Below are 25,132 nucleotides of genomic sequence, written 5' to 3'. Positions count from 1 at the left end.
CTCGTTTTAAATCGCCTTGTCTGGCCTCTAGTACGGCCCGATGCACCTTAATCTGGAACTGCAAAGCAGGCTCTTCGACCAAATTTAGTTGCTTAATTGCCTCGCGCAGATCCCCTTGTTTTTCTGCAATTTGCACCAACGATAGACGCGCATCCGAGATATTACTTAATGCTGTAGTGGTTTCATCAGGCAAACTTTGGCGACGTTGCGTATGCACGTTAATGTATTCATTCAGCAAAGCAATGGCGGTATCAAAGCGTTCAGCTCGAATCATGATCTCTGCCTGCGTAAATAACAGGTCAAAGTCCTCGGGATTCCGCTGTTTCATTGCTTGAACCTGCGCTAAGGCGCGATCGAACTCATTTAAGTCTACAAGACGGTTAATGAATAGCAACGCAATGTCTCTGGCATCAGGATTCGCCTGTATAAATGTCTGAGCATCATCCAGCACTGAACGCTGATTAATGGCTAAGCCATATTCTAGGACTCGCTGCATGGCTAATTCAGAGTCTGCTTCTTTTTCTAGAGCCAAACGTGCCTCGTGCAATGCTCGCTCTGGTTGCTGTGCCGTCCAAGCAATATCGGCTAATGCCAAATGACTCACGGGTAAATCGCGCACATCGGGAGGTAAAGACTGCTCTAGTACGTCTAAAGCTAATCGGCTATCTACCATTTTGCTAATGATGCTCATGGCCTGAATAATAGCTTGCTCTTTATCGGATGCTTTGACTATGCGTTGATACAAAGTTTTAGCTAAACCGGATGTTTTACCTGTAGATGCCTCTAGGGCCAACGCGGTGGCTTTGGCCTCTGGGTCATTAGGTGCCAGCAAAGACCACTCTTTGGCAGCGACGATACCTCGTGACAAATTGCTATCAGCCATGGAGAACTGGAAAGCTCGCTGTGCAAAACGAGGGTCAGCCGTGTCTTTGGCTAAGCTTAAAAATACTTGGCTGGCTGTATCAAAATCCCCTTGCTGTACAGCGACCTCTCCGACCAATACTCTATAGAGAATATCAGGGCTTAAGGTGACAATAGGAAGAGCACCACTACGCAGCTTAATGTGTTCGACGGGTTCGAGTTCCACGACGTCTGCAGCCCAAGCCGGATTAGCGACTAAGGCTGACAACACCACCGTGCGAAATAATAAAGATTTTAAATTCATCCAAAAACCGGCGCCGTAGCGCATGAAAGTAAGCCTAATGGCACAATAGGACTATTGTAGTCAATGATCTTAGCACCTCAATATGCCTGAACTACCAGAAGTTGAAACCACCCGTCGCGGAATAGCGACGCTAATGCCCCAACACACATTACGTCAATGCATTGTGTATCAACCACGTATGCGTTGGCCTATCCCATCAAATATGGGCGAGTTGGTCCAAAATCATACTGTCCTTGCCTGTGAGCGGCGAGGCAAATACCTATTAATCCGTTTTGCGCATGGCTACCAAATCATTCATTTAGGTATGTCTGGCTCGTTGCGCAGCGTCGCGTTAGACGCACCACGTCAAAAACATGATCACGTTGAATGGGTATTTGACCATGCCCGTTTTTTGCTGCATGATCCTCGGCGCTTTGGGGCTGTTTTATGGCACGACAATAACGACGGGCCTATAGAGCAGCATCGACTCCTCTCCAAACTAGGAGTCGAACCATTTAGCCCAGAGTTTAACCCAGACTATCTATTTCAACAGTTAGCAAATAAAAAAGCCTCTATTAAATCCGTGCTTTTAGCAGGTCAAATTGTGGTCGGAGTCGGAAACATTTATGCATCAGAATCCTTATTCAAAGCCGCTATAGACCCGACAGCACCTTGTCACGCCTTAACAAAACAACAAGTACAGCGCTTGCACGCCGCTATTGTGGAAACATTACAACAGGCGTTAGATTCAGGAGGCAGTACCTTAAAAGACTACTTAAATGCCTCTGGCGAAGCGGGGGCTTATTTTGATCTGCACGCCAAGGTCTATGGCAAAGCCAATACGCCTTGCCCTATTTGTACAACCCCCATTCAACGTATGGTGCAAAATCAGCGAGCTACCTATTTTTGCCCATTGTGCCAACAAGTCAACCTATCTACTTAAGCCTCTCACGCTGAAAACCGCCACGACTTGGTCGTGGCTTTTTTATACCTATGGAATTCACCTATATCAAACTGATTGTATATATACAAATTGGAGGCTACTATTTATCTATCAACAACTAAGGAGATTGCTATGAGCACACCACGACAATTTGCTTCACATGGCGACATGGAAGACAAAGAAGTTTCGTTTGAAAAACTATCCGATAACGCCTATGCCTATACTGCCGAAGGCGATCCGAACACCGGTATTATTATTGGCGATGATGCCGTGATGGTGATTGATACTCAGGCTACCCCTGTGATGGCTCAGGACGTGATTCGCCGAGTACGTGAAGTCACTGACAAGCCCATCAAATACATTTTACTTTCGCATTACCATGCCGTGCGTGTATTGGGTGCATCTGCCTATGATGCCCAAGAAATCATTGCGAGCCGTGACACTTACGACCTGATTGTTGAGCGCGGCGAAGAAGACAAAGCCAGTGAGATCGGTCGTTTCCCTCGTTTATTCCGTGCGGTTGAATCTGTGCCTGATGGTCTAACCTGGCCCACCATGACCTTTGACGGCTTTATGACAGTAGACCTAGGTAACCTAGAAGTACACATTATGCAGGTCGGCCGTGGTCACACCAAAGGCGACACTATTGCCTGGCTACCTGAGCAAAAGATTCTTTTCGCTGGTGATTTGGTCGAGTATCAGTCGACGCCTTATGCCGGTGACTGCTATTTCCGCGAATGGCCCCAAACCTTAGATACGTTAGCCGAATTCGAAGCAGAAAAAATGGTGCCTGGTCGTGGCCCTGCTCTAAAAAACGCCACTGAAGTCCGTCAAGCTCTTGCTGGCACTCGCGCCTTTCTAACAGACCTATATACCTCTGTAAATCAAGGTGTAGCCGCCGGTAAAGACTTAAAAACTATCTACCGTGAAACCTATGATTTCATGAAACCTCGTTACTCCGACTGGGTCATTTTTGATCACTGCATGCCTTTTGATGTGTCTAGAGCTTATGACGAAGCCACTGGCTACGATGAGCCTCGTATTTGGACTGCAGAGCGCGATATCCAAATGTGGAAAGACCTAGAAGGTAACTAAGACTAAAAACTCAAGGCAAATAAGGAGAACAGGGTGGAAGAGACAAACTATCAAACCATACAACTACCTATCACCCCCATGCCCTCGACCACACAACAGCACCCGGTGGTGGTTGTGGGCGCAGGCCCAGTAGGACTTAGTCTCGCCATTGATCTGGCTTTACGCGGTCAGGCTGTGGTGGTTGTAGACGAAGGCAATACGTTTTCAGTTGGCTCACGCGCCATTTGTTTTGCGAAGCGCACACTAGACATCTGGGATCGTCTGGATGTGGGCGAGCGCATGGTGGACAAAGGCGTCTCGTGGAATGTAGGCAAAGTTTTTTTCCGTGACGAAGAGGTCTGGAATTTCAACCTCCTGCCCGAGCCCCTACACCGCCGCCCTGCTTTTATTAATTTGCAACAATACTACTGCGAAGGCTATCTTTACGAAAAAGCCCAAGCCTTAGGCATTGACCTACGAGCCAAACACAAAGTAATCGCTGTAGATAACCAACGCGAATACTCAGCGTTAACCATAGAGACCCCTGAGGGTGAATACACACTACACGCTGATTGGGTGGTTGCCTGCGACGGGGCCAGATCCCCTTTACGAGGCATGATTGGTGAAAACAGCCAAGGCCGCATCTTTCAGGATCGTTTTTTAATTGCTGATGTAAGGATGAAAGCCCATTACCCGGCAGAGCGCTGGTTTTGGTTTGATCCTCCTTTCCACCCCAATCAGTCTGTACTGCTACATAGTCAGCCTGATGATGTATGGCGTATTGATTTTCAATTGGGGTGGGATGCCGACCCCATTGAGGAAATCAAAGAAGAAAATGTAAGGCCTCGCGTTCAAGCGTTACTTGGCAAAGAGGTAGACTTTGATTTTGAATGGATCAGCATTTATACCTTTGCGTGCGAACGTATGGATAAATTCCGCTTTGGCCGTGTACTTTTTGCGGGAGATTCGGCTCACCGTGTCTCTCCCTTTGGGGCCAGAGGCGCCAATAGCGGTGTACAAGACACAGACAACCTGGCTTGGAAACTGGATTTACACCTGCGTGGCTTAGCTCCTGAATCGTTAATTGATACCTATTGCTCAGAGCGCCGTTTTGCCGCAGATGAAAACCTACGGCACTCCAGCCGAGCCACTGACTTCATCACCCCTAAAAGCGACATCAGTAAGCTATTTCGCGATACGGTATTGCGCCTAGCTAAAGAACATGATTTTGCCCGCAGTATGGTTAATAGTGGGCGTTTATCCACCCCTAGCTCCTACAGTGAAAGCCCACTCAACACCCCCGATGTGGACGCTTTTGCTGGGGCCGTTTGCTTAGGGGGGGTGGCCGTGGACGCCCCCTTACGTCATCACTCTGAACCTAGCTGGTGGCTCAGCCATCTGGGGAAATCCTTTACCTTAGCGATGTTCAACCCCAGTGATGCGCAATTACCTGCCTTAAAAGAACTGCAGCAACAGCCTCTATTAGAGGTGGTGCTCATCTATCCAGGACAGGATATTCCTACCCATGCGCCTTCTGGGTTCACTATGTTGACAGATCATTTTGGTATGTGGCAGCAGCGCTATGATGCTCAATCTGGGGCTGCATTTTTATTCCGTCCCGATCAACACCTAACGGCTCGCTGGCGTCAGCCTAAGGCTGATTTAGTCAAAGCTGCATTAAGCCGAGCTTGCGGTCATTTAATTTAAGGATCACTACATGTTAACGACTGAACTAAATATCGCCCATGTTGATGATTTTTATGCCCTGTTAATTGAGTCACATGAGGGCTTATCAACCAGCCAAAGCCATGCTATGAATGCCGCCTTAGTGCTGATCTTAAGTAACCATATAGGTCAACCTGATTTACTTCAGCAGGCCTTACAGATGGCTCGTCATACCGCTGAACAAAGCGACTAACTAGAGCAAGGCAGCGGGCTGATCACACCAGCCTGCTTTAGCACTGGCAAAAACCAGAAACTGGCATACAACCACACAAAAGCCCCCGCCCACAGCACTTGGCTCAAGGTGTGATAGCCCTGAGCTATGCGCAAAAACCCAAAGAAAAAACCAGCCAATAACGCCAAAACCAGCCCTGACCAACGCAGCATGGGCTGCTGCTTTACCCACCCAAGGTAATACAAGGCCAAAAAGATAAATCCACAGGTTGCATGCACACTAGGCAGGGCTCCGCCCCCTTGGGCAAAGCCTGACGCCCAAAAATGCTGGGGCAATAACAACTCTCCCCCAAACTCTTGCAGCAAAAAAGGTCTAGGCATCGCCGTAAACTGCTTTAAAGCTCCCATGATTAGCGGGGCACTAAAAAAGAACGTGGCAATACGTAAATACATAGAGCGGCTTAACGCCTCGGTTTGCTTTAAGGCATAAGCCGTCCACATCACTGCACCACCAAATGGAATGCCCCAAATTGCATATTTACCAAAAAAGTAAATCAACGACTGATAGGTATATCTAAATTGCTGCGCCGTCTCATCAAAAAACAAAGCAGAAAAGGCCAAGTCCGCACTTTGCTGCTGCCACCAACCCGCAAGCAAAGCACTTAACATAAATACCAAAACAGTATGTAAACTGTAATAACGCCCTAGCGCTGAATTAAAAAAACACATACAAAAACAACCACTACTTAAAAGAAGAATCAGCTAATAGCTTGCCTGGGTTCATAATAGTTAAAGGGTCTAAAGCCCGCTTTATTTGATGCATCATCGCAAGCTCTACGGGGTCTGCATAGTTAGCAAGCCAATCGCGCTTAAGCTGCCCTATGCCATGCTCTGCACTAATTGTGCCTTCTAGTTTTTGTAACTGATCGAACACAATTTTATAAATAGCTGACTCAAAACTAAGCAAAACAGCCTCGCTATACACACCTTTTGCTACGTTGTAATGTAGATTTCCATCACCTAGGTGCCCAAACACAATATGCTCAACCCCTGGGTAAGCCTCCTGAATTAACGCATTGGTCTCTGCCACAAACTGGGCAATATGAGACACTGGCAAACCAATGTCATGCTTAATGCTTTTTCCTATGGCTTTTTCTGCTAAGGGGATGCTCTCGCGCAAATGCCAGAGATCATGACTTTGGGTAGAGCTCTCTGCCACGATGGCATCTACCACCACACCGTCCTCTAGTGCCTGCCCTAATACGTGTTCTAAACGTTGTCGAGCATGTATCTCACTTTCACTATCTGACAGTTCAATTAACGCAAACCACGGCACCTGTGCTGAGTCACCCTCAAAAGGAATCCGTTGTTGAGGAAAGCAACGCACCACCCCTTCCAAGCAATTACGAGCAAAAATCTCGAATCCAGTCAAACCCGCATCAAACCCTTGACGAGCGATACCCAATACCGAGACTGCAGCCTCTAAGGAGTCCAACGCTAATAAAGCGGTATATTGAGCTACAGGCCGGGGATAAAGCTTGAGTGTGGCGGCAGTAATAATGCCTAAAGTCCCTTCGCTACCTATCAGTAAGTTACGTAAATCATAGCCCGTGTTATCTTTACGTAAAGCGCGCAATCCATTCACTATCTGCCCATCGGCTGTTACGATTTCTAGGCCCAAAGTCAAATCTCGGGTATTGCCATAACGTAGCACCTGAGTACCACCTGCATTCGTTGCTAGGTTTCCTCCAATAGTACAGCTTCCCTCTGCCGCTAGGCTAAGTGGAAACAGTCGGTTTTTCTCTGCGGCGGCCTCTTGAATCTGTTGCAAAATACAACCCGCCTCAACCACCATCGTATCGTTTTCTGTATCAATACTGCGAATCGTATTCAAACGCAATAAAGACAAAATAATCACGGGTTGTACGCTAGGGGTCGCCCCCCCACAAAGACTGGTGTTTCCACCTTGTGGCACGATTCCAATACGGTGCTTAGCACACCAACGCACTACCGCTGCAACCTGCTCCGTATTTGCAGGTCGAACCACAGCTAAGGCTTCACCCGTATAGCGACCACGCCAATCGGTTAGGTAAGAGTCTGTGGCTGATCCTGTCAATATCTGATTAATACCGACAATTTCTCTCAGTCCATTTAGCTCAGTCATAATTTTCCCTTGTGATAGTGATAATGTTGCACACAACAAAAGCCTGAAAAGGCCTTTGTAATCAGCGATAATAGAGAATCACATTTCGTTTAATGATTGGAGTTCATCGCATGACCACTGCTTTGCCAGCCTCAGTATTTAAGGCTTACGATATTAGAGGTATTGTACCCGCCCAATTAAATGCCGACTTTGCTTTTCAATTAGGCTATGCCTTGGGCTGTCAGGCTGCTATTGCACACGTCCCCGCTATTGTGGTGGGCTACGATGGCCGCCATAGTAGCCCTGAACTTGCCGAAGCATTAATGCAAGGCATAGAACGAGCAGGCGTCAACACCATTCATATCGGGTTAGCTCCCACCCCTCTTGTTTATTACGCAGCATACAAACTACACACGTTATCTGCCGTTGCGATTACGGGCAGTCATAACCCACCTGAGTACAATGGCTTTAAAATGATGATGGCGGGTAAAACTTTGTATGGTTCCGACATACAGCAGCTTTATCAAATGATGCTGAATCCAGCACCTGCGTCTCCTGAATCGGGGCAACGTATAGAACACGCTATCCAACCGACTTATTTAGACGAAATTCAATCCACGGTTCAGCTCGCTCGTCCTATGCGCGTCGCCGTAGACTGTGGGAATGGTGCTGGTGGGGCTGTAGCTAGACAACTGTTTGATGCCCTAGGTTGTACTGCTGATATTTTATTCGAAGAAGTGGACGGCGATTTTCCTAATCACCACCCTGATCCCGCAGACCCTGCTAACCTAGTAGACCTCATTAAACACGTACAAGAACACGACTTTGAATTAGGTCTCGCATTTGATGGCGATGCAGATCGACTAGGGGTAGTCACTCGCAGTGGTGAAATTATTTGGCCTGATCGCCAATTAGTGCTTTACGCCCAAGACATCCTAAAGCGAAATCCAGGTGAAACCATTATTTTTGATGTGAAATGCAGCCGTCATGTTGCTTTAGCAGTAGAGGCTGCAGGTGGTGTGCCGTTAATGTGGCAAACCGGTCACTCGTTAATCAAAGCAAAACTGGCCGAGACAAACGCCCCTTTAGCTGGTGAAATGAGCGGTCACACCTTTTTTAAAGAGCGTTGGTATGGCTTTGATGATGGTTTGTACACCGCCGCACGATTACTCGAGATTCTGTCCCAATACGATAACCCGAGTGCCGTCTTAGAGTCCTTACCCAAAGACATCTCCACCCCCGAGTTAAAATTAGAAATGGCCGAAGGTGAGCCCCACTTATTTGTAGAACGTCTACAAAATGAGGGGCAATTTGCGAGTGCTAAACAACGTATTACTATTGATGGTATTCGTGCAGAGTACGAAGACGGTTTTGGCTTAGCTCGTGCCTCTAATACCACACCGGTGGTGGTACTGCGATTTGAAGCCCAAACTGAAGCAGCCTTAGCTCGTATTCAAGCCGAGTTCAAATCCGCGATCTTGGCCCTAAGACCCGATTTAACCCTACCGTTTTAATTCCTAAAAAAAACCCCTCTGTTCTGCACTCAGAAAAGGCAGAACAGAAGGGGAGACTTTTACATTGTTATTTTGTTTTAGCTAAGTACCCATACAAGCGCAAATGAGACTCAATAACGGTATTGATATCAAAAGCACGCTCTGCTAAATCACGACCAGCCTGACCAAATCGACGGCGCTTTGCCTCGTTATGCCCTAGGTCTGTCACCGCATCAGCCAACGCCTGTGCGTCTTTAGCCGGCACTAACAATCCCGTTACATTAGCCTCAATCGCATCTCTACAGCCAGGCACATCCGTCGTCACTACCGCCCGACCACATGCCGCGGCTTCGATTAACGACTTAGGTAGACCCTCGCGGTATGAAGGCAATACGGCAATATGCGCCCGTTGATATAGACCTGCAATATCCGTTTGTTCTCCTAACCATTGGATGACTCCGGCCTGATGCCAGTCCATGATCTGCTCTCGCGTTAGGCTGGCTGGATTACCCGCATCAGGGCTTCCCGCTATTTGCCAAATAATCCCGTCATTGCGTTGCTGACTGATTTGAGCTGCAGTGATAAATTCATTTACGCCTTTATCCGCTAATAAGCGTGACACCATCAGAGCTACGGGAGGCCCAGCAGCCTCTGGACTATCCGTAAACTGCGTTAAATCAACCCCTGAGCCTCGAATCAGTACCGCTTGCTCTGTGCGTACTACTCCTGATTGCAGTAATACATCTCGATCACTGCTATTTTGAAATACCACCCGACTGTGGGGGTGGTTTAGCGCCATTTTATATAGCTTTAGCGCAATAGTTTTTACTATCCCACCACGCTCATCGGTAAACAAATAGCCTAAGCCAGAAACGGCTGCTAAAAATCCCGGCACCTGTGCCATTCTGGCCGCAATCCCACCATAAATAACGGGCTTAATTGTCACCGCATGTACGACTTTAGGACGTACCTTTTTAAACAAGCGATACATAGCCCAAATGCTGTACAGCTCTTTGAAGGGATTTTTACCACTGCGATTCAACGGTAAAACGTGATGCGTAAAACCATGACTACGGATACGAGCCACCGCAGGCCCATTCATCGTTGCTACATGAACATTAAAGCCCGCAGCCTGTGCGCCTAATGCCAAAGGCAAGCGATGCGATAAGAAAAAAGTCGGGTTATTCACCACATAAAGCAATACAGGAGCAGAAGTGTCCTTGCCTGTCTCAAGAGGGGTTTGACGTTGATTCACACATAAATCATGCCAAAGCTCTTGATAATGACTCACCATCGTCGGCAGGCTATATAACTGCGCAATTCGTTTCGCGCCCTCATCTAAACGGGTCGAAAGCTCTGGGCTGCTTAATAATCCAATGGCTTTTTCAATGCCCGCTGCTAAGGCTTTAGCATTTCGAGGGGGAACAACAACCCCTTCCTCTCCTACAATTTTGGCCGCATCACCCACATCAGTAACAACGCATAAAGCGCGAGACACCATCGCCTCACACACCACATTGGGAAATCCTTCAGCCTTACTCGACAGCACATGTATATCAGTCGCTGCCATAATAGTAGGAATATCATCACGGCGCCCAAGCAAAATCAATTGCTCAGTTAAATCAAAATGCGTAATAAGTCGCATTAACTCCGCGTTGTTTGAATCCAAACCTTCGCCAACTAACAAGCAGCGCATCTGCGGCACAGTGCGTTTTACCTGCGCTAAGGCCGCCAACAAGTTAGGATGATCTTTTAATGGATTCCAACGAGCCACCGCGGCCAACAATGGCGTTTCTTGGCTAATGCCTAATTCATCACGCAACTGCTTTGCAGCCTGCGCATTAGGCTGCCAACGCGATAGGTCATAGCCATTAGGTATTACTTGAATTTTATCGGCCTCGTAGCCCCATTGTTTATGACGACGAGCCGCATTATCGGCGCATGCAACAATAACAGCAGGAACCACACCAGACAGCCGTGCACATAGCCATGCGACGACTCTCGCTTTCACACTGCTGTGATGCAAGTTTTCACCCGAGTTACGAATACCCCATGCCACAGAGCGAATGCCTACGCTGCGAGCCACCATGCCGCCAATCAAATCCGCATGATACATCCAGGTTTGCACCACATCGGGTCGTAATTGCTTAAGTAACTGACGTAATCGCCACGCACCCCGTGTAGCACCTAAGACGCCTTTCATCTGTAGTGCATGAACCTCTATCCCAGCCTCAATAAGACGTGGGCCAAATACATCCATGCCACCCATCGAAATAACAATATGGCGTATGTGGGAGTCAGAGGCTGTCACGAGTCGATAAAGCACCGTTTCTGCGCCGCCCTGACCTAAGCCTGAAATAATATGGACTACAGTGGTAGGAGAATCCTCGTTCAGCTCTCGCTGTGTCATGTTTTTTCCTGTTTGATGTTAACTAGGCCTGCTTGTCTAAAGACTAAATCCCAGTGATCCAAAATAGCAGCCATGCCATAACGCTCACGCACTGAAGCCGCTGCACGCTGCCCTAGTGCACCTCGTAACCGTGGATCAATCATTAACTCACTTAACGCGCGGCGCAGCGCCTGCTCGTTATCCGGCAGGACCAAGGACGCATCACGCCCATTATTTGAAATTTCTTTAGGCCCACTTGGACAATCTACCGTAACACAGGGCAAGCCTAAGGTCATGGCCTCTAAAAGCACATTGGGAAATCCCTCGTAAGCAGAGGTCAGAACAAATAGCTGGGCCTCTGCCAAGACCCGCCACGGCTCTTCGGTGCGCCCCGGAAAAAAGACCTTATCTTTGCAACCTACTAATTCTGCTCGGCGTTGTAAATTTTCACGCTCTGGGCCTTCACCATGGATATGTAACGTCCACTCTGGGAATTCTTCTGCTAATAAGCCAAACACCTGTATGAGCTGATCAAACTGCTTGGCAGGAACTAATCGCCCCATCGCCACTAGCTTACAGTTTGTTTTTTTCTCAACCTCTGCGGCTAAGGGCAAGCTGGCTAATACAGGGGGGATAGGATTAGGAATAACCGCTAAATCCCCTAAATTTGGTTCTGCAGCGGCAAAAGCGTGAGCAGCATCCTGAGTCTGAACCACCACCCGAGTTGCCTTAGGATAGAGTTTAGTTCGTAGCGACTGCAATCGTTTATCTGCACTGCGACTAACAACCGGATTTGTACGCTCGCAAACAATCACAGGGGTACTCACACCACGTAATGCCATCAACACATTAACGTTCACATTCGTTAGGAACGAGACGACAACATCGGGCTCAAAACGATCATGTAATTGCCGAATAGACCGTAGTTTTCGCACAGGGGTCAAAAAGGGAGGGAACCACGACAAACTGTCTTTAAGCGGTTGAAATTGCACACGCTCATCTAAGTGATAAAAACTACTCTCTGTTCCTAGATGGGTAGGAACAAGACAGACCTCATCACCTTGTTGCACCCAAGCATTGGCTAAACTGGCAGCCACTCGCTCTGCGCCACCGGCATTCATAGAGCTCACAAAAAACAAAATTTTCATGGCGGCACCTAATTATTATCCGTCGCTGTGGTCTGTGTTTCCGTTGCCTTATTATCCTCTGCTTTTTTGATTTTAGGGAGTAGGCGCTCCCATTGAGCCATGACAATAGGCACAGAAAAGCGATCTCTAACATCCACGGCTCGACGAGACAAGGCGGTACGCTTTAAAGGTCTAGCCATTAAGTCTGACAAGTGGGCCGCCAAGGCATCTGGGTTTTCTGGTGGATTGACCAAAATGCCATCAATATTATCGCGAATAATTTCTCTAGGCCCCGTATCACAGTCCATCGCTACGACCGGTAAGCCTGAGGCCATTGCCTCTAAGAGAGTATTCGACAGCCCCTCGGCTCGGGAGCTCAAAACATACATATCGGCCTGTTTATACCAGTCATCCATATTCCCCACGCGCCCTAACAAACTAATCCTAGAGGTTAAGTTGGCCTCATCAATTTGTTTTTGTAACGCCGCTCGTTCATCGCCCTCGCCTAAAATCACCAAATCCCAATCAGGAAAGTAGCTAGCGAGTAAAGTAAAAGCTTGAATCAATAGATCAAAGCCTTTTACGGGGTGCAAACGCCCTACAGCGAGTAAGCGAAAACGATCCGCCTTATCTGGTACCGGAATAATAGGTTCTTGCTTTTGTAAAGGCCAGCGTACCGCATTAGGAATGATAACCACGCGTGACCCCGGAATATGATCTTGTATCCAGCGGCCTGTGCCACTGGTTAGAGCTACCACCGCATGTGCTCGGGGATAAGCCCAACGTCGTAAGCGTAACCAGGCATCAGGAAGTTTTTGCATAGGAGGATGCGTATGCTCTGACACAATAACCCGGCAAGGCAAACCATTTGCAGCCATGACAGATAAAATAGACGCGGTGGTCATCATACCCAATACACAATCAGGCTTATGCTTTTTAATTAATTTACGTAAGCGACGTACACGTCGCCAGTTAGCAATAGCACCACGCCAGCCCCCTCCGCTATCATGAGCTGTCCCCATGACATACCGATGTACACCCTCGGGAACCGTGTAGACGTCTGTTTTTTTAGGCATTTGAGTCACTAAACTCACTCTATAACCTAGCCGTTGCCAATACGCACTCAAATCCACCGCAACACGTTCAGCACCACCGCCTCGAAGCGAGTGGATCACAATCATAATATGCATAATTTTTATTCAGGATCAGACGTTTTCGCCTGTAAGACTGCCGGTTTCAAGGCCACTAAAAAATAACAAATGAAGGAGCTCGCATACATGCAGCTGGTCGCCAACATAATGCCATGCACCCCCATTTTAGAGGCTAGATAAGTATTCATTATGGCTTTAACAGCAAAGTTTACTATCGCTATCGCTGCCATCAAGCCATAACGGTTTTGGCTTGCAAGTAACTGCACTAACACCAGAACCCCAAAATAGAAGGGTAATTGTAACAGTCCCCAGCGCAATACAGAGCTAACACGCTCTGTGTCAGCAGCACTAAAAGCACCCCGCTCATAGAGTAGGCTTACCCCCCACGGCGCCAACATAGCCGCAACGGCGGCTATCGCTAAGCCAATGGCCACCATCATCAACGACCACTTTAAGGCTATGGATCTGGCTCGGACGGCCTCGCCTCGTCGAGTCACATCAGCCAACACAGGTAAGGCAGCCCGACCCACAGAGGCTGCACCCACGCCAAGCATCAATGAAATAAAACGAGTAGCATAGCCTAAAGTAGCATTCGCATTATCGCCCAAAGAAGCTGCCGTATATTGATCAATAGGCCCTACAAAACTCATGGCTATTTGACCGATTAACATAATACCCGCAGCGTGGGCTAAGGCTGGCCACTGCTCTGCGTGAAAACCAAATCGAGGTCGTCCCCAAAAGCCGTCAGCACGTTGCGCCAAATAATACAAACTACCTGACTGCACTATATAGCCAATTAAGGTTCCCCATAATAAGGGCCATACCCCTTGTTCTGGTCCAGCAGCTAAAACAAAAAGTAAAATACTAAAGGCAGGCACACTATCAAGCAACGTATTGATATGACGCTCGTGCGCCCGTAGCCTAGCCGCCTGCAACCCTGTTAACAAGGTTAATACGGCGGCAGGAGCAAAAGCCCAAATGAGTTCAGCACTCATGGCTTGGGCCTCTGTGCCTAAGCCTTTTCCAGCAAAAGACAACACCCACGGCCAGATCACCCACAACGCCGCAGAAACGCCCAACCCTAGCAATAACATCAGCCCTAATAGCTCACCTACAAATTGTTGACGCTTTGTTTTGCTGTCGTCTTTTGCGTGAACTAATACGGGAATTAACACAACGGAAAAGACCCCCACCATCGTGACAGGAATCCAATTCGCCATCACCATCGTGAATTGATAGGCGTCCACCACATCGCTAATTCCATAGCGATAAGCCACAGCCATCTCTTTGAATGCACCCGCAGCCTTGCCTAATAACAAGAAAAAGGCGACTCTAAAAGCCGCCCTTGCGATGCGTTGATGATCGCTGTGTAAGCGTTTAAGCCAAGAAGAGGTCATTACGAGGGATTGTCAGATAAAAACTGCACATACCACGGCATGGCTTGCTCTAGACCTTGGTCAATAGAGAATTGAGGAACATAGCCTAATAGCTGCTGAGCTTTGCTAATATCGGCTTGAGAGTGTCGTACATCACCAGCACGAAAATCCCCATGTTGAACCTCTTTTAAATAAGGTACCCCATTGGCTGCCAAACTGGTCTTGAGCATAGCAAATAGCTCGTTTAAATCAGTGCGCGCATTTACGGCTACGTTATAAACCTGATTACGTGCCTCGCCTTGGGCTAAAGCGGCCAATACATTCATCTGTATGACGTTTTCTATATAGCAAAAATCACGACTGGTTTTACCATCGCCATTGATAACCACATCCTGATCTCGCATCATTGCGCCTATCCACTTAGGGATTACTGCTGCATACGCACCATCAGGGGTTTGCCTTTTACCAAACACATTAAAGTAGCGTAGACCGATGGCTTCAAAACCGTAAGATCGTGCAAATACAGTAGCATACAGCTCATTGACGTATTTGGTGACCGCATAGGGTGACAACGGATTACCAATCGTATGCTCTACCTTGGGCAAAGTAGGGTGATCACCGTAAGTCGAACTAGAGGCCGCATACACAAATGAGCTCACTCCGGCATCACGAGCAGCAACCAACATATTTAGTTGACCACCAATATTGACCTCGCTGGTCGTAATAGGATCATTTAATGAGCGCGGCACCGAGCCTAAGGCAGCCTGATGCAGTACATAATCCACCCCCACACACGCTTGATGGCAGGTATCCAGATGACGGATATCGCCTTCGATAAAATGGAAATTAGCCCATTGCTCTTGACTAACGGCCTGCTGCACCTCGTCTAAGTTATGTTGAAAGCCGGTAGAAAAGTTATCCAGACCAACGACGATCTGATTTTGCTTTAACAACGCTTCGAGTAGATTAGAGCCAATAAAGCCAGCACATCCTGTTACCAACCATTTTTTAGGGTCGGTCTGTAATGTGAGCCAAGCACGATCAATAGCTGTAGATGGTTGCATACCCTGCCTTTTACTTTTTACAAACGTAAATCCGAATCATTACGATCCAAGATATATTTCAGATCATAAAGCACATGAGGAGCCTTACCTAAAGCTCGGATTTTTTCAGCGCCCATGTTTTTAAACTCGTCATGAGCCACGGCCAACACAATACCGTCATACTGCCCCATTTCAGGTTGAGTAATTGGTTTAATCCCGTATTCTTTATGCGCTTCTTCGGCATCGACCCAAGGATCAAACACATCGACATTGACATCATACTCAGCGAGCTCATGCACAATATCAACAATACGAGTATTCCGTAAATCTGGACAGTTTTCTTTAAAAGCCAACCCCATAATCAAGACCCGAGAACCCTGCACCTGAATGCATTTTTTTGTCATGCTTTTGACAAGCTGAGATGCCACATAGGCCCCCATGCCATCGTTTAAGCGACGCCCCGCCAAAATAATCTCAGGATGATAACCAATAGACTGGGCTTTATGTGTTAGGTAGTAAGGATCAACACCGATACAGTGCCCACCCACTAAACCGGGGCGGAAAGGCAGGAAGTTCCATTTAGTGCCTGCTGCCTCTAGGACGTCCAAGGTATCAATACCAAGCTTATTAAAAATTAAGGTGAGCTCATTGATTAAGGCGATATTCACATCACGCTGGGTATTTTCAATGACCTTCGCGGCTTCAGCCACACGTATGGAGGCTGCTTTATGAGTACCCGCCGTAATAATTTCTGAGTACAGTGCATCAACCACGTCAGCGATCTCTGGGGTGGAGCCAGACGTTACCTTGCGTATAGACGGGAGGCGATGGACTTTATCACCTGGGTTAATGCGCTCTGGACTGTAGCCTGCAAAAAAGTCTTCGTTAAAGCGTAATCCAGAAACACGTTCAAGCACTGGCACACAGTCTTCTTCGGTTGCCCCTGGATAAACGGTGGATTCATAAATGACGATGTCACCACGTTTTAAGACCTTACCAATGGTCTCGCTAGCGCGAATCAAGGGAGTCAAATCCGGACGTTTATACTCATCAATCGGCGTGGGAACAGTCACAATGTATACATTAGCCTGCGCAAGCTCAGACGCATCACTGGTATAACGTAGCTGGGCTGCCGTTTTTAGCTCTTCGGGCTCGACCTCAAGGGTGTTATCAACTCCGCTGCTTAACTCGGCAATACGGCGTGGATTAATATCAAAGCCCAACACATCGCGTTTTTTGCCAAATTCTACTGCCAAGGGCAAACCTACATAGCCCAAACCAATCACGGCAAGTTTAATGTTTTGCAAATCCAACGTTATTCTCCAAAAATAAAAAACGCAGGCTTATTCAGACCGTTCACGTTTTGCCCGTCGTACTGATGGTAATAACAACCATGCCGGACGACGCCAATGTACCAAGCGCGCATATAGCCAGATATAACTACAAGCGAACACCACCAAACTAGCACCAAGCATCCACGGATTATTCCACCAAATCGTGGCAGGAACCAAACCAATTAGTACCAGCCCCCATAAATAAGGTGAGGCCATTGCATTCGAGGTAGGAGGCACATAACGACGCCCCTCTTTAACCACGCTAACACGGACTAATCGACGAAAGATAAGCTGATGCAAGTGTAAGGAGTCCGGCTGGTCTACCGGCACACCTCGTTTAAACTTACGCCGCCAAATCGAAAACAACGTTTCAAAAACAGGGTAAAACAGCACCGCCAATGCATAAAATGGCGACACACTGGGATTACGAACCACTAGCTGGACGGCGAGTTCAGCCAACATAAAACCCAAGAAATACGCCCCGCCATCACCTAAAAAGACACGACCAAAAGGAAAGTTCCAAGCCAAAAACCCAAAGGTAGCAGAGGCCAACGAAGAGGCAATTAAAAAGATGGGGTAATCCTGTACCTGCCAAGCTACTAATGCGATGGAGGTGGCCATCAATACAGCCACCATCCCAGCCAGACCATTAATACCATCAATAATATTTAAGGCGTGAGTACAGCCACCCACCGCAATCATCGTGAAAAATAAAGAAATAGGCCAAAAAGCTAAAATCCAATCAGCCCAACCTACCCCGACTCTAGATACCCCGCCTAATAGCCACCAAGCAATAGCCGCCGAGGCAAAGGCTGCCAACAACCGTTTCAAAGAGCCCACATCTTTGGTGATGTCTTCGACTAAACCGGCTACAAATACAGGCAAAGCTGCTACGAACAACACAGGCCACAACCACGTTAATGTCATATTGCTTGGGCCTAAAACCAAAAGCCCTGCCAAACTGCCCGCCAAAATAGCTAAGCCCCCAACACGAGGGGCTGGACGTAAATGTGTAGCTTGTGGCTTTGACATATCAGTGTCACCAGTCAAACGACCGTGCCAGCGTTCAGAGAACACAATGATGCCGCCGACCAAAAAGGCAACAACAGATATGGATAGCCACGTTAAAAAATCCCAAGCCGGAGCTGAACTCACCACGACGCCTCACTTAAAACAACCACTTTATTATGAGCCGTATTTGTAACAACGCGAAGTCGATAAGCGATACAGATGCTACAAAAAAACAGCTATTCAGCAAAATCAATGCTTGCTAGACCTGATATTAAAGGCCGCAGATATGCATTATGCTTGAGCTTAGGAGTTTACGCTGCTTTGTAGAGTATGTTTACAATTTCATGCATAAAACCCGTACCTACTATACCTAAGGAATCCGTATGCCATTTATTACTATTGATTTATTCGAAGGTCGAAGCCTCGAAACCAAACGTGAGCTCGTAGAAACCTTAACAGCTGAAACTAGCCGCATCTTAGGCTGCTCCGCGGACTCAGTTCATATCCGATTCAATAATGTAAAACAAGAAGACTGGTCCACCGGGGGTACCTTGTGGGCAGATAAAAAATAATCTCTCTGCGCTTTTTTTCAGCCTTGTTCCCAATAACCAGGCTGATTATATATTTGACGTAAATAGTCCGTAAACACTCGAATTTTCGCAGGTAAATAACGTTGTTGTTGATAAACTGCCTGAATGTCATAGTCTGAAATCGCATAATCATCCAGCACGGTCACTAACTCACCGCGCTTAATTTCAGCCTGTATTTCCCACGTAGATCGCCAACCTATTCCCCAACCCTGTTTGACCCAGTCATACAATAACTCGCCATCATTACAATCCAAATCACCCTGCACGCGCACTGAAAACATCTGCCCATCACGTAAAAAAGTCCAGCCGTGCTGCTGTCCCCCCTGTTGATTAAATGCCAAACAGTTGTGTTGTACTAACTCTTCGGGCTGCAAGGGCACGCCATAGCGAGCAAAATAATCGGGAGTCCCACACACCACTCGTTGATTTGGAAATAAACGCACCGCCACATAATTGGGATCATAAACAGCACCGACTCGAATCCCCATGTCATAGCCTTCCCGAACTAAATCAATCACGCTGTCGGTAAAGTTAAACGAAAGGCGTAAATCTGGATAACGTTTTTTAAACTCTAAAACATGAGGCGCCACATGCTGACGACCAAAGGACGCCGGGGCCGACACCACTAAATGCCCACGCATTGCATTATGTTGATCGCTGATGCTGGCTTCAGCCATTTCAAAATCATGTAGCAGTTGTTTGCACTGCTCTAAGAACTGCTCACCTAGATCCGTTAATGTAAGCCCACGAGTAGAGCGGTGCATCAAGCGTACTCCCAACCGTTTTTCTAGGGCATCTAAGCGTCGCCCTAAAATAATTGGGGTGACGCCTTCGACCTGTGCCGCGGCGGCAAAGCTGCCCTTTTCCGCGATAAGAGCAAAACTACGAATTTCAGTATACCGACTCATAAGACCATAAATAGCAATCAGAGGTTCTGCGCAATAAGTGCGATTTCATTACACTACCATCATAGCCCCCCCTTTGAAGGAGACGCCATGCCTAAATTTGCCGCTAACCTCAGCTTATTATTCACTGAGTATGATTTTCCAAAACGTTTTGTTCACGCTGCCGCTGCTGGTTTTACTGGCGTCGAGTTTCTGTTTCCCTATGACTACGATCCCTACCAAATCAAGCAATGGCTTGATGATCAGGAACTAGAGCAAGTGCTATTTAATTTGCCTGCCGGTCACTGGGGCTCAGGAGAGAGAGGCCTAGCTTGTTTACCTAATCGCCAAGATGAGTTTCGTGAAGGCGTACATCAGGCCATGGAATATGCCGAGGTCTTAGGAAACCATCTGCTGCACTGCATGGCTGGCATCAAACCTGAAGGCATGTTGTTTGCTGACGCCCTCGACTGTTATATAGAGAATATCGAATACGCAGCAAATGTTGCAGCACAGCATAATCGCATTATTTGCATTGAGCCGATTAACAGTTATGACATGCCCGGCTACTTATTAAATTACAGCGAGGATGCGATTGAAATTATCAGCGAGCTAGGACACCCCCATGTACGCCTGCAATACGATATGTACCATGCCCAGCGTATGGAAGGACATTTAAGCCAAAGCATTGAACGCCTATTGCCCTATATCGCACATATCCAAATTGCGAATAATCCAGGTCGCCACGAACCTCATTTAGGTGAACTTAATTACGGTTTTATCTTTCACATGCTCGACCAGCTGCAATATGATGGGTGGATTGGTTGCGAATATATTCCAGCCACCACCACAGCCGAAGGGCTAAGTTGGCTGCGCGCCTACCGTAACAAATAACCTCAGGAGAACAGCATGGAAAAAATTGCATTTATTGGTTTGGGCATTATGGGTGTGCCTATGTGCTTAAACATCATGAAAGGTGGCTATCCTGTCTTTAGCTATACACGTAGTCAGACGCATCCATCGATTCCCGAGGCAGGTGCCACGATCTGCGATAGCCCCCGTGCTGCCGCAGAGCAAGCCGACATCATTATTATGATCGTCAATGACACCCCCAATGTAGAGCATGTCTTATTTGGTGAAAATGGCGTCAGTGAAGCAGATCTAACAGGGAAAATTATTGTGGATATGAGCACGATTTCTCCTGTTGCAACCAAAGAGTTTGCGGCAAAAATCATCGCAGCGGGTGGGGATTATATAGATGCTCCCGTATCGGGGGGTGATGTAGGAGCCCAAGCCGGATCACTCAGTATTATGGTCGGAGGGTCGGAAGCCGCCTTTACGCGTGTGTTACCTATTTTTACACTGATGGGGCAAAACATCACACATATCGGCGAGGTCGGTACCGGTCAAATCACCAAAATGGCCAATCAAATCATTGTGGCACAAAGTATTCAGGCCGTAGCCGAAGCACTGGTTTTAGCTTCTAAAGCCGGGGCTGACCCAGAGAAAGTCCGTCAAGCCTTAATGGGAGGATTTGCTAACTCTCGTATTTTAGAAGTTCATGGCAAACGCATGACCTCTGGCTCCTTTCAACCGGGCTTTAAGATCGATCTGCATCAGAAAGATATTACGAGCGCACTTAATACAGCGCGGGAAATCGGTGTAGCTCTACCCGGCGCGGCTGTCTTTCAACAATTACTTAGTAGCTGTGTCGCCCAAGGCGGTGGAAACTGGGATCATTCCGCTGTGATTAAAGTCATAGAACAACTAGCCCATCATTCCATTCGAGATGAAAAGGCATAAGAGATGTAATACGGCCATCTACGTTACATAAGTAACGCGTGACGACAGCAGTAAAATTGATTTTTATCAACAAATTACGTTTCTAAAGCACAAAAAAAACCCGAGATCAAAAGATCTCGGGCAAATCCACCAAAGGAGGAGGGTGGAGGAGACAACCGGGGCATGTTGGGCTACAAGGGGTTTTCCCGAGCCTAGGCAATACATTAGGGTTATTCCCGTTGCGCTGCCTTTCAACATCCAATAACTGAAGTGTAGTATTTATTTTGGTGCAATGCAAGATATAAGACACTTTCCGTACCCTATTTGTGGTTTTATCACAAAGCCCCCACAAAAATTCACAAAAAGTCTTTAGGCATAAACCCTAGTCCTAAACACGATAAGCACTGGTAGTCATCACCTTCGACATCAAACGCATTGCCATTTTAATAGGGGCAGGTAAATTTTTAGCCCCGTTATCTTCGGCAGTAGTGCGATGTGAAATCTCATCTATACGCATTTGGTCAACGATTTTACGGGAACGCTCGTCTTTCTCTGGCAAAGACACAAGGTGCTCCTCTAGGTGTTTTTCTACTTGTCGCTCTGTCTCGGCCATAAAGCCTAAGTTATAAGGCGTACCAGCACGACTCGCAACCACCCCTAAGCCCAATGAGGCCGCATACCAAATAGGATTAAAAATACTTGGGCGGCTACCCAATTCTTTGAGGCGATCATCACACCACACCAAATGATCGACCTCTTCGGAAGACGCCTGATATAACAATTTTTTAATGGCTTCATCCTTAACCATTAAAGCTTGGCCTCGGTAAAGAGCCTGTGCGCAGACCTCGCCTACATGGTTCACTCGCATCAACCCCGCGGCATGGCGTGCCTCGGTATTGCTAAGGTGTTCCTCTGGTTGCGACACCATCCTGCCCGCAGGATTAGGACGCGAAGCTTGGGCTGAACGACTAATCACATGCAAAGCATGCCCTAGCTCAGTTAAAGCGGAATCAAACAAAGAACGTCGACGCTCTAGTTTGGGCGCATAATTTATTAATGGCGTGACACGGGTTTCTGATTGAATGTCGGTAGTCATAGCCTTTTCCTTTATCGATGTAATGAATCCATTTACGCGCTTAAACGCTACAATAGAACTATTGTAGGTCAAAGTCACACTATCACTTTGCCCTAAATCACTCTACTAAGGACGACTCACCATGGAATGTACAGTTAATTGGAACCACAATAATGGCATGCTTTTCGTAGCCAGCACAGGCAGCGGTCATGTCACAGTGATGGATGGGGCAGTAGAAGGTGGTGGGCGCGACAGCGCCCCGCGTCCTATGGAAATGATGTTAGCCGGCGCAGGTGGCTGTGCAGCCTACGATGTGGTGTTGATCCTAAAACGTGGTCGTCACCAAGTCACAGACTGCCAAGTTAAACTGGTCTCTGAGCGCGCAGACACGGACCCCAAAGTTTTCACCAAAATCGTGTTTGAGTTCATTGTGTCTGGAATTAATCTATCAGCCCAAGCGGTAGAACGTGCCGTACAACTTTCCCATGATAAATACTGTTCAGCCAGCGCTATGCTTGCTAAAACGGCAGCGGTTTCCTATACCGTAGAGATTCGTAATACGCAGGAATCCCATGAAAACTAATCAATATGAACAACTCATGCGTCATGTCTACGAACATGGCGTAGAAAAAACAGACCGTACTGGCACAGGTACTCGGTCCGTCTTTGGCCATCAAATGCGTTTTGACCTTAGCCAAGGCTTCCCTATGGTCACTACTAAAAAACTCCATACCCGCAGTATTTTTATAGAATTACTGTGGTTTTTACGTGGCGATAACAACGTGAAATGGCTGCACGACCATCAAGTCAGCATCTGGGATGAATGGGCAGATGCCAATGGTGACTTAGGCCCAATTTATGGGGTGCAGTGGCGCTCTTGGCCTACCCCTACTGGTGGGCATATTGATCAAATTTCAGATCTGATTCAGCAAATTAAACAAAATCCTGATTCACGCCGTTTAATCGTATCGGCATGGAATGTAGCCGAAATCAAAAACATGGCCTTGCCTCCTTGTCATGCCCTATTTCAATTTTATGTGGCCGATGGCAAGCTATCCTGTCAGCTCTATCAGCGCAGTGCCGATATTTTTCTGGGCGTACCCTTTAATATCGCTAGCTATGCGTTATTAACTCATCTTGTTGCTCAACAATGCGACCTAAAGGTAGGTGACTTTATCTGGACAGGCGGAGACTGCCATTTATACAGCAACCACCTAGAGCAAGTCGAACTACAACTTAGCCGCGAACCCCGCGCCTACCCGCAGCTACGCATCAAACGTAAACCCGCCAGTATTTTTGATTATGAATACGAAGACTTTGAAATCGTAGACTACGACCCTCACCCTCATATTAAAGCTCCTGTGGCGATTTAATGATGCATAAACCAAAATTACGTATGGTAGTGGCCTACTCCACTAACCGTTGCATAGGCAAAGACAACGATCTGCCTTGGCGTCTACCCAATGATCTAGCCCATTTCAAAGCCGCTACGATGGGCCTTCCTATTATTATGGGGCGTAAAACCTGGGAGTCCTTGGGCCGCCCCTTACCTGGCCGTCCTAATCTAGTCATCAGCCGTAATGCTGACTATGTGGCTACAGGTGCCACGACTTACCCTAGCTTAGAGTCTGCTATAGCTGCCTGTACTGACTTTGACATGGCTTGTATTATTGGTGGGGAACAAATTTTCGGCCAGGGTCTACTCATCGCCGATGAAATTATCGCCACTGAAGTCCATGCTCAGGTTGAAGGCGATACATTTTTCCCCCCTTTAACAGCAGACTGGGTGGAAACACAACGTGAGCCTCAGCCCGAGGAAAATGGCTATCAATACGACTTTGTAATCTACGAGCGTCAGCCCAATTAGCACTCATTCGATTATGACAAATACAGACTTGCCCAACGACGACAAAATGTCTCGTGCCGAACAAGCTTATCAACAGATATTAGATGATATACGAGAAGGCAGACTTAAACCTGGCCACCGCATTACCGAGCTAGATATAGCCGCCTCACTTAAAATGAGCCGTACCCCCGTACGCGAGGCTTTACGTCGTTTGGAAATAGCAGGTTTAATCTCCACTGCGCCCTATAGTGGTATGCAGATTGCGCGTCTAGGCTACCAAGAGGTGATGGAACTTTACGATATGCGCGTGGTGCTGGAAAGTACGGCATCTAAGCTGGCAGCTAAACACGCTAGCGATGCAGAGATTTACTCTTTAAATGAAATCATGAAACGCTACGAGGCGGCAACTACTGCTGTAGAACAGGCGCGTCATAATCGTGTGTTTCATAATGCCTTGGCTTATGCCGCGCATAACCGCTATTTATTAAAATCGCTGAATTCCATGCGTGACTCGATGATTTTATTGGGTAAAACCACCTTCGAGCTACCCAATAGAGCCGAGCAAGTCGTTCAAGAACACCGAGACATCATTAACGCCATCATAGAGCGTAACCCTGAAAAAGCTGCTGAGGCGGCTGCACACCACATCCGAGAGGCCCAAAAAGCACGTATTGCTTTGATGGGTGAGGAAATAGATCAAGAGATTTAAGTCTGTGTTGCTAGACATTAGTCAGCGTTTTTCTGCTACACCGCAGGGCCTCCAACTACGCACTCACTAGGCAGCGAGCGAGCACTGCCTAGTGAGAGGCTTTATCCCAAACCTGCCCATAC

24 protein-coding genes are annotated in these 25,132 nt (G+C 47.4%); 12 read left to right on the top strand and 12 right to left on the bottom strand.

The annotated features are described in order from the left end of the window. The coding region (locus Q0Z62_RS03540) for a tetratricopeptide repeat protein (protein WP_298050876.1) at positions 1-1,165 on the bottom strand (1,165 nt) is incomplete at its 3' end. Between the two features lie 82 nt (positions 1,166-1,247). On the opposite strand from Q0Z62_RS03540, the gene mutM reads away from it, so the two are divergent. The 4 genes from mutM to Q0Z62_RS03520 all read left to right on the top strand — a co-directional run bounded on the left by mutM (position 1,248) and on the right by Q0Z62_RS03520 (position 5,079). Beyond that, positions 1,248-2,087 (top strand): bifunctional DNA-formamidopyrimidine glycosylase/DNA-(apurinic or apyrimidinic site) lyase, encoded by an 840-nt coding sequence (gene mutM, locus Q0Z62_RS03535; RefSeq protein ID WP_298050873.1) that lies wholly within the window; start codon positions 1,248-1,250, stop codon positions 2,085-2,087. Between the two features lie 132 nt (positions 2,088-2,219). Continuing rightward, positions 2,220-3,182, top strand: a complete 963-nt coding sequence (locus Q0Z62_RS03530) for an MBL fold metallo-hydrolase (RefSeq protein WP_269900467.1) — start codon at positions 2,220-2,222, stop codon at positions 3,180-3,182. Between the two features lie 78 nt (positions 3,183-3,260). Continuing rightward, on the top strand, positions 3,261-4,868 hold the full coding sequence (locus Q0Z62_RS03525; protein ID WP_298050884.1) for an FAD-dependent oxidoreductase: 1,608 nt from the start codon (positions 3,261-3,263) through the stop codon (positions 4,866-4,868). 10 nt (positions 4,869-4,878) lie between these two features. Continuing rightward, positions 4,879-5,079, top strand: coding sequence for a DUF2783 domain-containing protein (locus Q0Z62_RS03520; RefSeq protein ID WP_269900468.1), 201 nt, complete (start codon positions 4,879-4,881; stop codon positions 5,077-5,079). Here Q0Z62_RS03520 and Q0Z62_RS03515 read toward each other — a convergent pair. Both Q0Z62_RS03515 and Q0Z62_RS03510 read right to left on the bottom strand, forming a co-directional pair. Further along, positions 5,076-5,786 carry a phosphatase PAP2 family protein gene (locus tag Q0Z62_RS03515; protein WP_298050868.1) on the bottom strand — a complete coding sequence of 237 codons (711 nt, stop codon included), beginning with the start codon at positions 5,784-5,786 and terminating at the stop codon, positions 5,076-5,078. The two genes, Q0Z62_RS03520 and Q0Z62_RS03515, sit on opposite strands and share 4 nt — an antisense overlap. A gap of 13 nt (positions 5,787-5,799) precedes the next feature. Then, complete coding sequence (locus Q0Z62_RS03510) at positions 5,800-7,221, bottom strand: FAD-binding oxidoreductase (RefSeq protein WP_298050864.1); 1,422 nt, start codon at positions 7,219-7,221, stop codon at positions 5,800-5,802. Positions 7,222-7,331: 110 nt separating this feature from the next. Here Q0Z62_RS03510 and Q0Z62_RS03505 point away from each other — a divergent pair, with 110 nt between their 5' ends. Further along, complete coding sequence (locus tag Q0Z62_RS03505) at positions 7,332-8,714, top strand: phosphomannomutase/phosphoglucomutase (RefSeq protein ID WP_298050860.1); 1,383 nt, start codon at positions 7,332-7,334, stop codon at positions 8,712-8,714. Between the two features lie 67 nt (positions 8,715-8,781). Here Q0Z62_RS03505 and Q0Z62_RS03500 read toward each other — a convergent pair whose 3' ends face one another. The 7 genes from Q0Z62_RS03500 to Q0Z62_RS03470 are packed head-to-tail and all read right to left on the bottom strand — an operon-like array spanning position 8,782 to position 18,268. Then, positions 8,782-11,103 carry a glycosyltransferase gene (locus Q0Z62_RS03500; protein WP_298050856.1) on the bottom strand — a complete coding sequence of 774 codons (2,322 nt, stop codon included), beginning with the start codon at positions 11,101-11,103 and terminating at the stop codon, positions 8,782-8,784. Beyond that, complete coding sequence (locus Q0Z62_RS03495; protein ID WP_298050853.1) at positions 11,100-12,230, bottom strand: glycosyltransferase family 4 protein; 1,131 nt, start codon at positions 12,228-12,230, stop codon at positions 11,100-11,102. Before Q0Z62_RS03495 ends, Q0Z62_RS03500 begins: the two co-directional genes overlap by 4 nt. An 8-nt stretch (positions 12,231-12,238) precedes the next feature. Continuing rightward, complete coding sequence (locus Q0Z62_RS03490) at positions 12,239-13,390, bottom strand: glycosyltransferase family 4 protein (protein ID WP_269902208.1); 1,152 nt, start codon at positions 13,388-13,390, stop codon at positions 12,239-12,241. Positions 13,391-13,404: 14 nt separating this feature from the next. Continuing rightward, entirely contained in the window at positions 13,405-14,757 is a 1,353-nt protein-coding gene (gene murJ / locus Q0Z62_RS03485) for a murein biosynthesis integral membrane protein MurJ (protein WP_298050850.1), read from the bottom strand. Beyond that, complete coding sequence (locus Q0Z62_RS03480; protein ID WP_298050847.1) at positions 14,757-15,800, bottom strand: SDR family oxidoreductase; 1,044 nt, start codon at positions 15,798-15,800, stop codon at positions 14,757-14,759. Before Q0Z62_RS03480 ends, murJ begins: the two co-directional genes overlap by 1 nt. Positions 15,801-15,817: 17 nt before the next feature. Then, on the bottom strand, positions 15,818-17,092 hold the full coding sequence (gene tviB / locus Q0Z62_RS03475; RefSeq protein ID WP_298050843.1) for a Vi polysaccharide biosynthesis UDP-N-acetylglucosamine C-6 dehydrogenase TviB: 1,275 nt from the start codon (positions 17,090-17,092) through the stop codon (positions 15,818-15,820). A 30-nt stretch (positions 17,093-17,122) separates the two neighbouring features. After that, a complete protein-coding gene (locus Q0Z62_RS03470; protein ID WP_298050840.1) occupies positions 17,123-18,268 on the bottom strand; it encodes a glycosyltransferase in 1,146 nt (381 codons plus the stop codon). Positions 18,269-18,507: 239 nt separating this feature from the next. On the opposite strand from Q0Z62_RS03470, the gene Q0Z62_RS03465 reads away from it, so the two are divergent. Continuing rightward, positions 18,508-18,696 (top strand): 4-oxalocrotonate tautomerase, encoded by a 189-nt coding sequence (locus Q0Z62_RS03465; RefSeq protein ID WP_269900478.1) that lies wholly within the window; start codon positions 18,508-18,510, stop codon positions 18,694-18,696. A gap of 17 nt (positions 18,697-18,713) precedes the next feature. Here Q0Z62_RS03465 and Q0Z62_RS03460 read toward each other — a convergent pair whose 3' ends face one another. Then, entirely contained in the window at positions 18,714-19,622 is a 909-nt protein-coding gene (locus tag Q0Z62_RS03460; protein ID WP_269900479.1) for a LysR family transcriptional regulator, read from the bottom strand. Between the two features lie 87 nt (positions 19,623-19,709). Between Q0Z62_RS03460 and otnI the strand changes: the two genes are divergently transcribed. After that, a complete protein-coding gene (gene otnI / locus Q0Z62_RS03455; RefSeq protein WP_298050834.1) occupies positions 19,710-20,492 on the top strand; it encodes a 2-oxo-tetronate isomerase in 783 nt (260 codons plus the stop codon). 15 nt (positions 20,493-20,507) lie between these two features. Further along, entirely contained in the window at positions 20,508-21,401 is an 894-nt protein-coding gene (locus Q0Z62_RS03450; RefSeq protein WP_269900481.1) for a 2-hydroxy-3-oxopropionate reductase, read from the top strand. A 367-nt stretch (positions 21,402-21,768) separates the two neighbouring features. Here the strand turns inward: Q0Z62_RS03450 and coq7 are convergent, their stop codons facing one another. Continuing rightward, a complete protein-coding gene (gene coq7, locus Q0Z62_RS03445; RefSeq protein WP_269900482.1) occupies positions 21,769-22,476 on the bottom strand; it encodes a 2-polyprenyl-3-methyl-6-methoxy-1,4-benzoquinone monooxygenase in 708 nt (235 codons plus the stop codon). Positions 22,477-22,597: 121 nt separating this feature from the next. On the opposite strand from coq7, the gene Q0Z62_RS03440 reads away from it, so the two are divergent. Genes Q0Z62_RS03440 through Q0Z62_RS03425 form a run of 4 tightly spaced genes read left to right on the top strand, consistent with a single transcriptional unit; the run spans position 22,598 to position 25,010 of the window. Next, positions 22,598-23,038, top strand: a complete 441-nt coding sequence (locus Q0Z62_RS03440; protein ID WP_298050829.1) for an OsmC family protein — start codon at positions 22,598-22,600, stop codon at positions 23,036-23,038. Beyond that, the gene (locus tag Q0Z62_RS03435; protein ID WP_269900484.1) at positions 23,028-23,828 is read left to right on the top strand and encodes a thymidylate synthase; all 801 of its coding nucleotides are present in this window, start codon (positions 23,028-23,030) and stop codon (positions 23,826-23,828) included. Before Q0Z62_RS03440 ends, Q0Z62_RS03435 begins: the two co-directional genes overlap by 11 nt. Beyond that, positions 23,828-24,322: a dihydrofolate reductase gene (locus tag Q0Z62_RS03430; protein WP_269900485.1), complete on the top strand. Its 495-nt coding sequence runs from the start codon at positions 23,828-23,830 to the stop codon at positions 24,320-24,322. The genes Q0Z62_RS03435 and Q0Z62_RS03430 overlap by 1 nt, the downstream gene beginning before the upstream one ends. Positions 24,323-24,335: 13 nt before the next feature. After that, complete coding sequence (locus Q0Z62_RS03425) at positions 24,336-25,010, top strand: GntR family transcriptional regulator (protein WP_298050825.1); 675 nt, start codon at positions 24,336-24,338, stop codon at positions 25,008-25,010. Positions 25,011-25,132 lie beyond the last annotated feature (122 nt).

The sequence above is a fragment of the uncultured Paenalcaligenes sp. genome (assembly GCF_947630565.1).
GTDB lineage: Bacteria > Pseudomonadota > Gammaproteobacteria > Burkholderiales > Burkholderiaceae_B > Paenalcaligenes > Paenalcaligenes faecalis.
The sequence above is the reverse complement of the archived record's forward strand: the minus strand, read 5'-3'. Positions and strand labels throughout refer to the sequence as shown.

What these genes read in the sequence shown, in the direction of transcription:
- Q0Z62_RS03505 (WP_298050860.1), top strand. Translation starts at nt 7,332, where the DNA reads ATGACCACTGCTTTGCCAGCCTCAGTATTTAAGGCTTACGATATTAGA.
- Q0Z62_RS03530 (WP_269900467.1), top strand. Translation starts at nt 2,220, where the DNA reads ATGAGCACACCACGACAATTTGCTTCACATGGCGACATGGAAGACAAA.
- Q0Z62_RS03435 (WP_269900484.1), top strand. Translation starts at nt 23,028, where the DNA reads ATGAAAACTAATCAATATGAACAACTCATGCGTCATGTCTACGAACAT.
- Q0Z62_RS03490 (WP_269902208.1), bottom strand. Translation starts at nt 13,390, where the DNA reads ATGATTGTGATCCACTCGCTTCGAGGCGGTGGTGCTGAACGTGTTGCG.
- coq7 (WP_269900482.1), bottom strand. Translation starts at nt 22,476, where the DNA reads ATGACTACCGACATTCAATCAGAAACCCGTGTCACGCCATTAATAAAT.
- Q0Z62_RS03440 (WP_298050829.1), top strand. Translation starts at nt 22,598, where the DNA reads ATGGAATGTACAGTTAATTGGAACCACAATAATGGCATGCTTTTCGTA.
- Q0Z62_RS03510 (WP_298050864.1), bottom strand. Translation starts at nt 7,221, where the DNA reads ATGACTGAGCTAAATGGACTGAGAGAAATTGTCGGTATTAATCAGATA.
- Q0Z62_RS03450 (WP_269900481.1), top strand. Translation starts at nt 20,508, where the DNA reads ATGGAAAAAATTGCATTTATTGGTTTGGGCATTATGGGTGTGCCTATG.
- Q0Z62_RS03465 (WP_269900478.1), top strand. Translation starts at nt 18,508, where the DNA reads ATGCCATTTATTACTATTGATTTATTCGAAGGTCGAAGCCTCGAAACC.
- otnI (WP_298050834.1), top strand. Translation starts at nt 19,710, where the DNA reads ATGCCTAAATTTGCCGCTAACCTCAGCTTATTATTCACTGAGTATGAT.
- Q0Z62_RS03515 (WP_298050868.1), bottom strand. Translation starts at nt 5,786, where the DNA reads ATGTGTTTTTTTAATTCAGCGCTAGGGCGTTATTACAGTTTACATACT.
- mutM (WP_298050873.1), top strand. Translation starts at nt 1,248, where the DNA reads ATGCCTGAACTACCAGAAGTTGAAACCACCCGTCGCGGAATAGCGACG.
- Q0Z62_RS03500 (WP_298050856.1), bottom strand. Translation starts at nt 11,103, where the DNA reads ATGACACAGCGAGAGCTGAACGAGGATTCTCCTACCACTGTAGTCCAT.
- Q0Z62_RS03525 (WP_298050884.1), top strand. Translation starts at nt 3,261, where the DNA reads ATGCCCTCGACCACACAACAGCACCCGGTGGTGGTTGTGGGCGCAGGC.
- Q0Z62_RS03495 (WP_298050853.1), bottom strand. Translation starts at nt 12,230, where the DNA reads ATGAAAATTTTGTTTTTTGTGAGCTCTATGAATGCCGGTGGCGCAGAG.
- murJ (WP_298050850.1), bottom strand. Translation starts at nt 14,757, where the DNA reads ATGACCTCTTCTTGGCTTAAACGCTTACACAGCGATCATCAACGCATC.
- Q0Z62_RS03460 (WP_269900479.1), bottom strand. Translation starts at nt 19,622, where the DNA reads ATGAGTCGGTATACTGAAATTCGTAGTTTTGCTCTTATCGCGGAAAAG.
- Q0Z62_RS03520 (WP_269900468.1), top strand. Translation starts at nt 4,879, where the DNA reads ATGTTAACGACTGAACTAAATATCGCCCATGTTGATGATTTTTATGCC.
- Q0Z62_RS03480 (WP_298050847.1), bottom strand. Translation starts at nt 15,800, where the DNA reads ATGCAACCATCTACAGCTATTGATCGTGCTTGGCTCACATTACAGACC.
- Q0Z62_RS03425 (WP_298050825.1), top strand. Translation starts at nt 24,336, where the DNA reads ATGACAAATACAGACTTGCCCAACGACGACAAAATGTCTCGTGCCGAA.
- Q0Z62_RS03430 (WP_269900485.1), top strand. Translation starts at nt 23,828, where the DNA reads ATGATGCATAAACCAAAATTACGTATGGTAGTGGCCTACTCCACTAAC.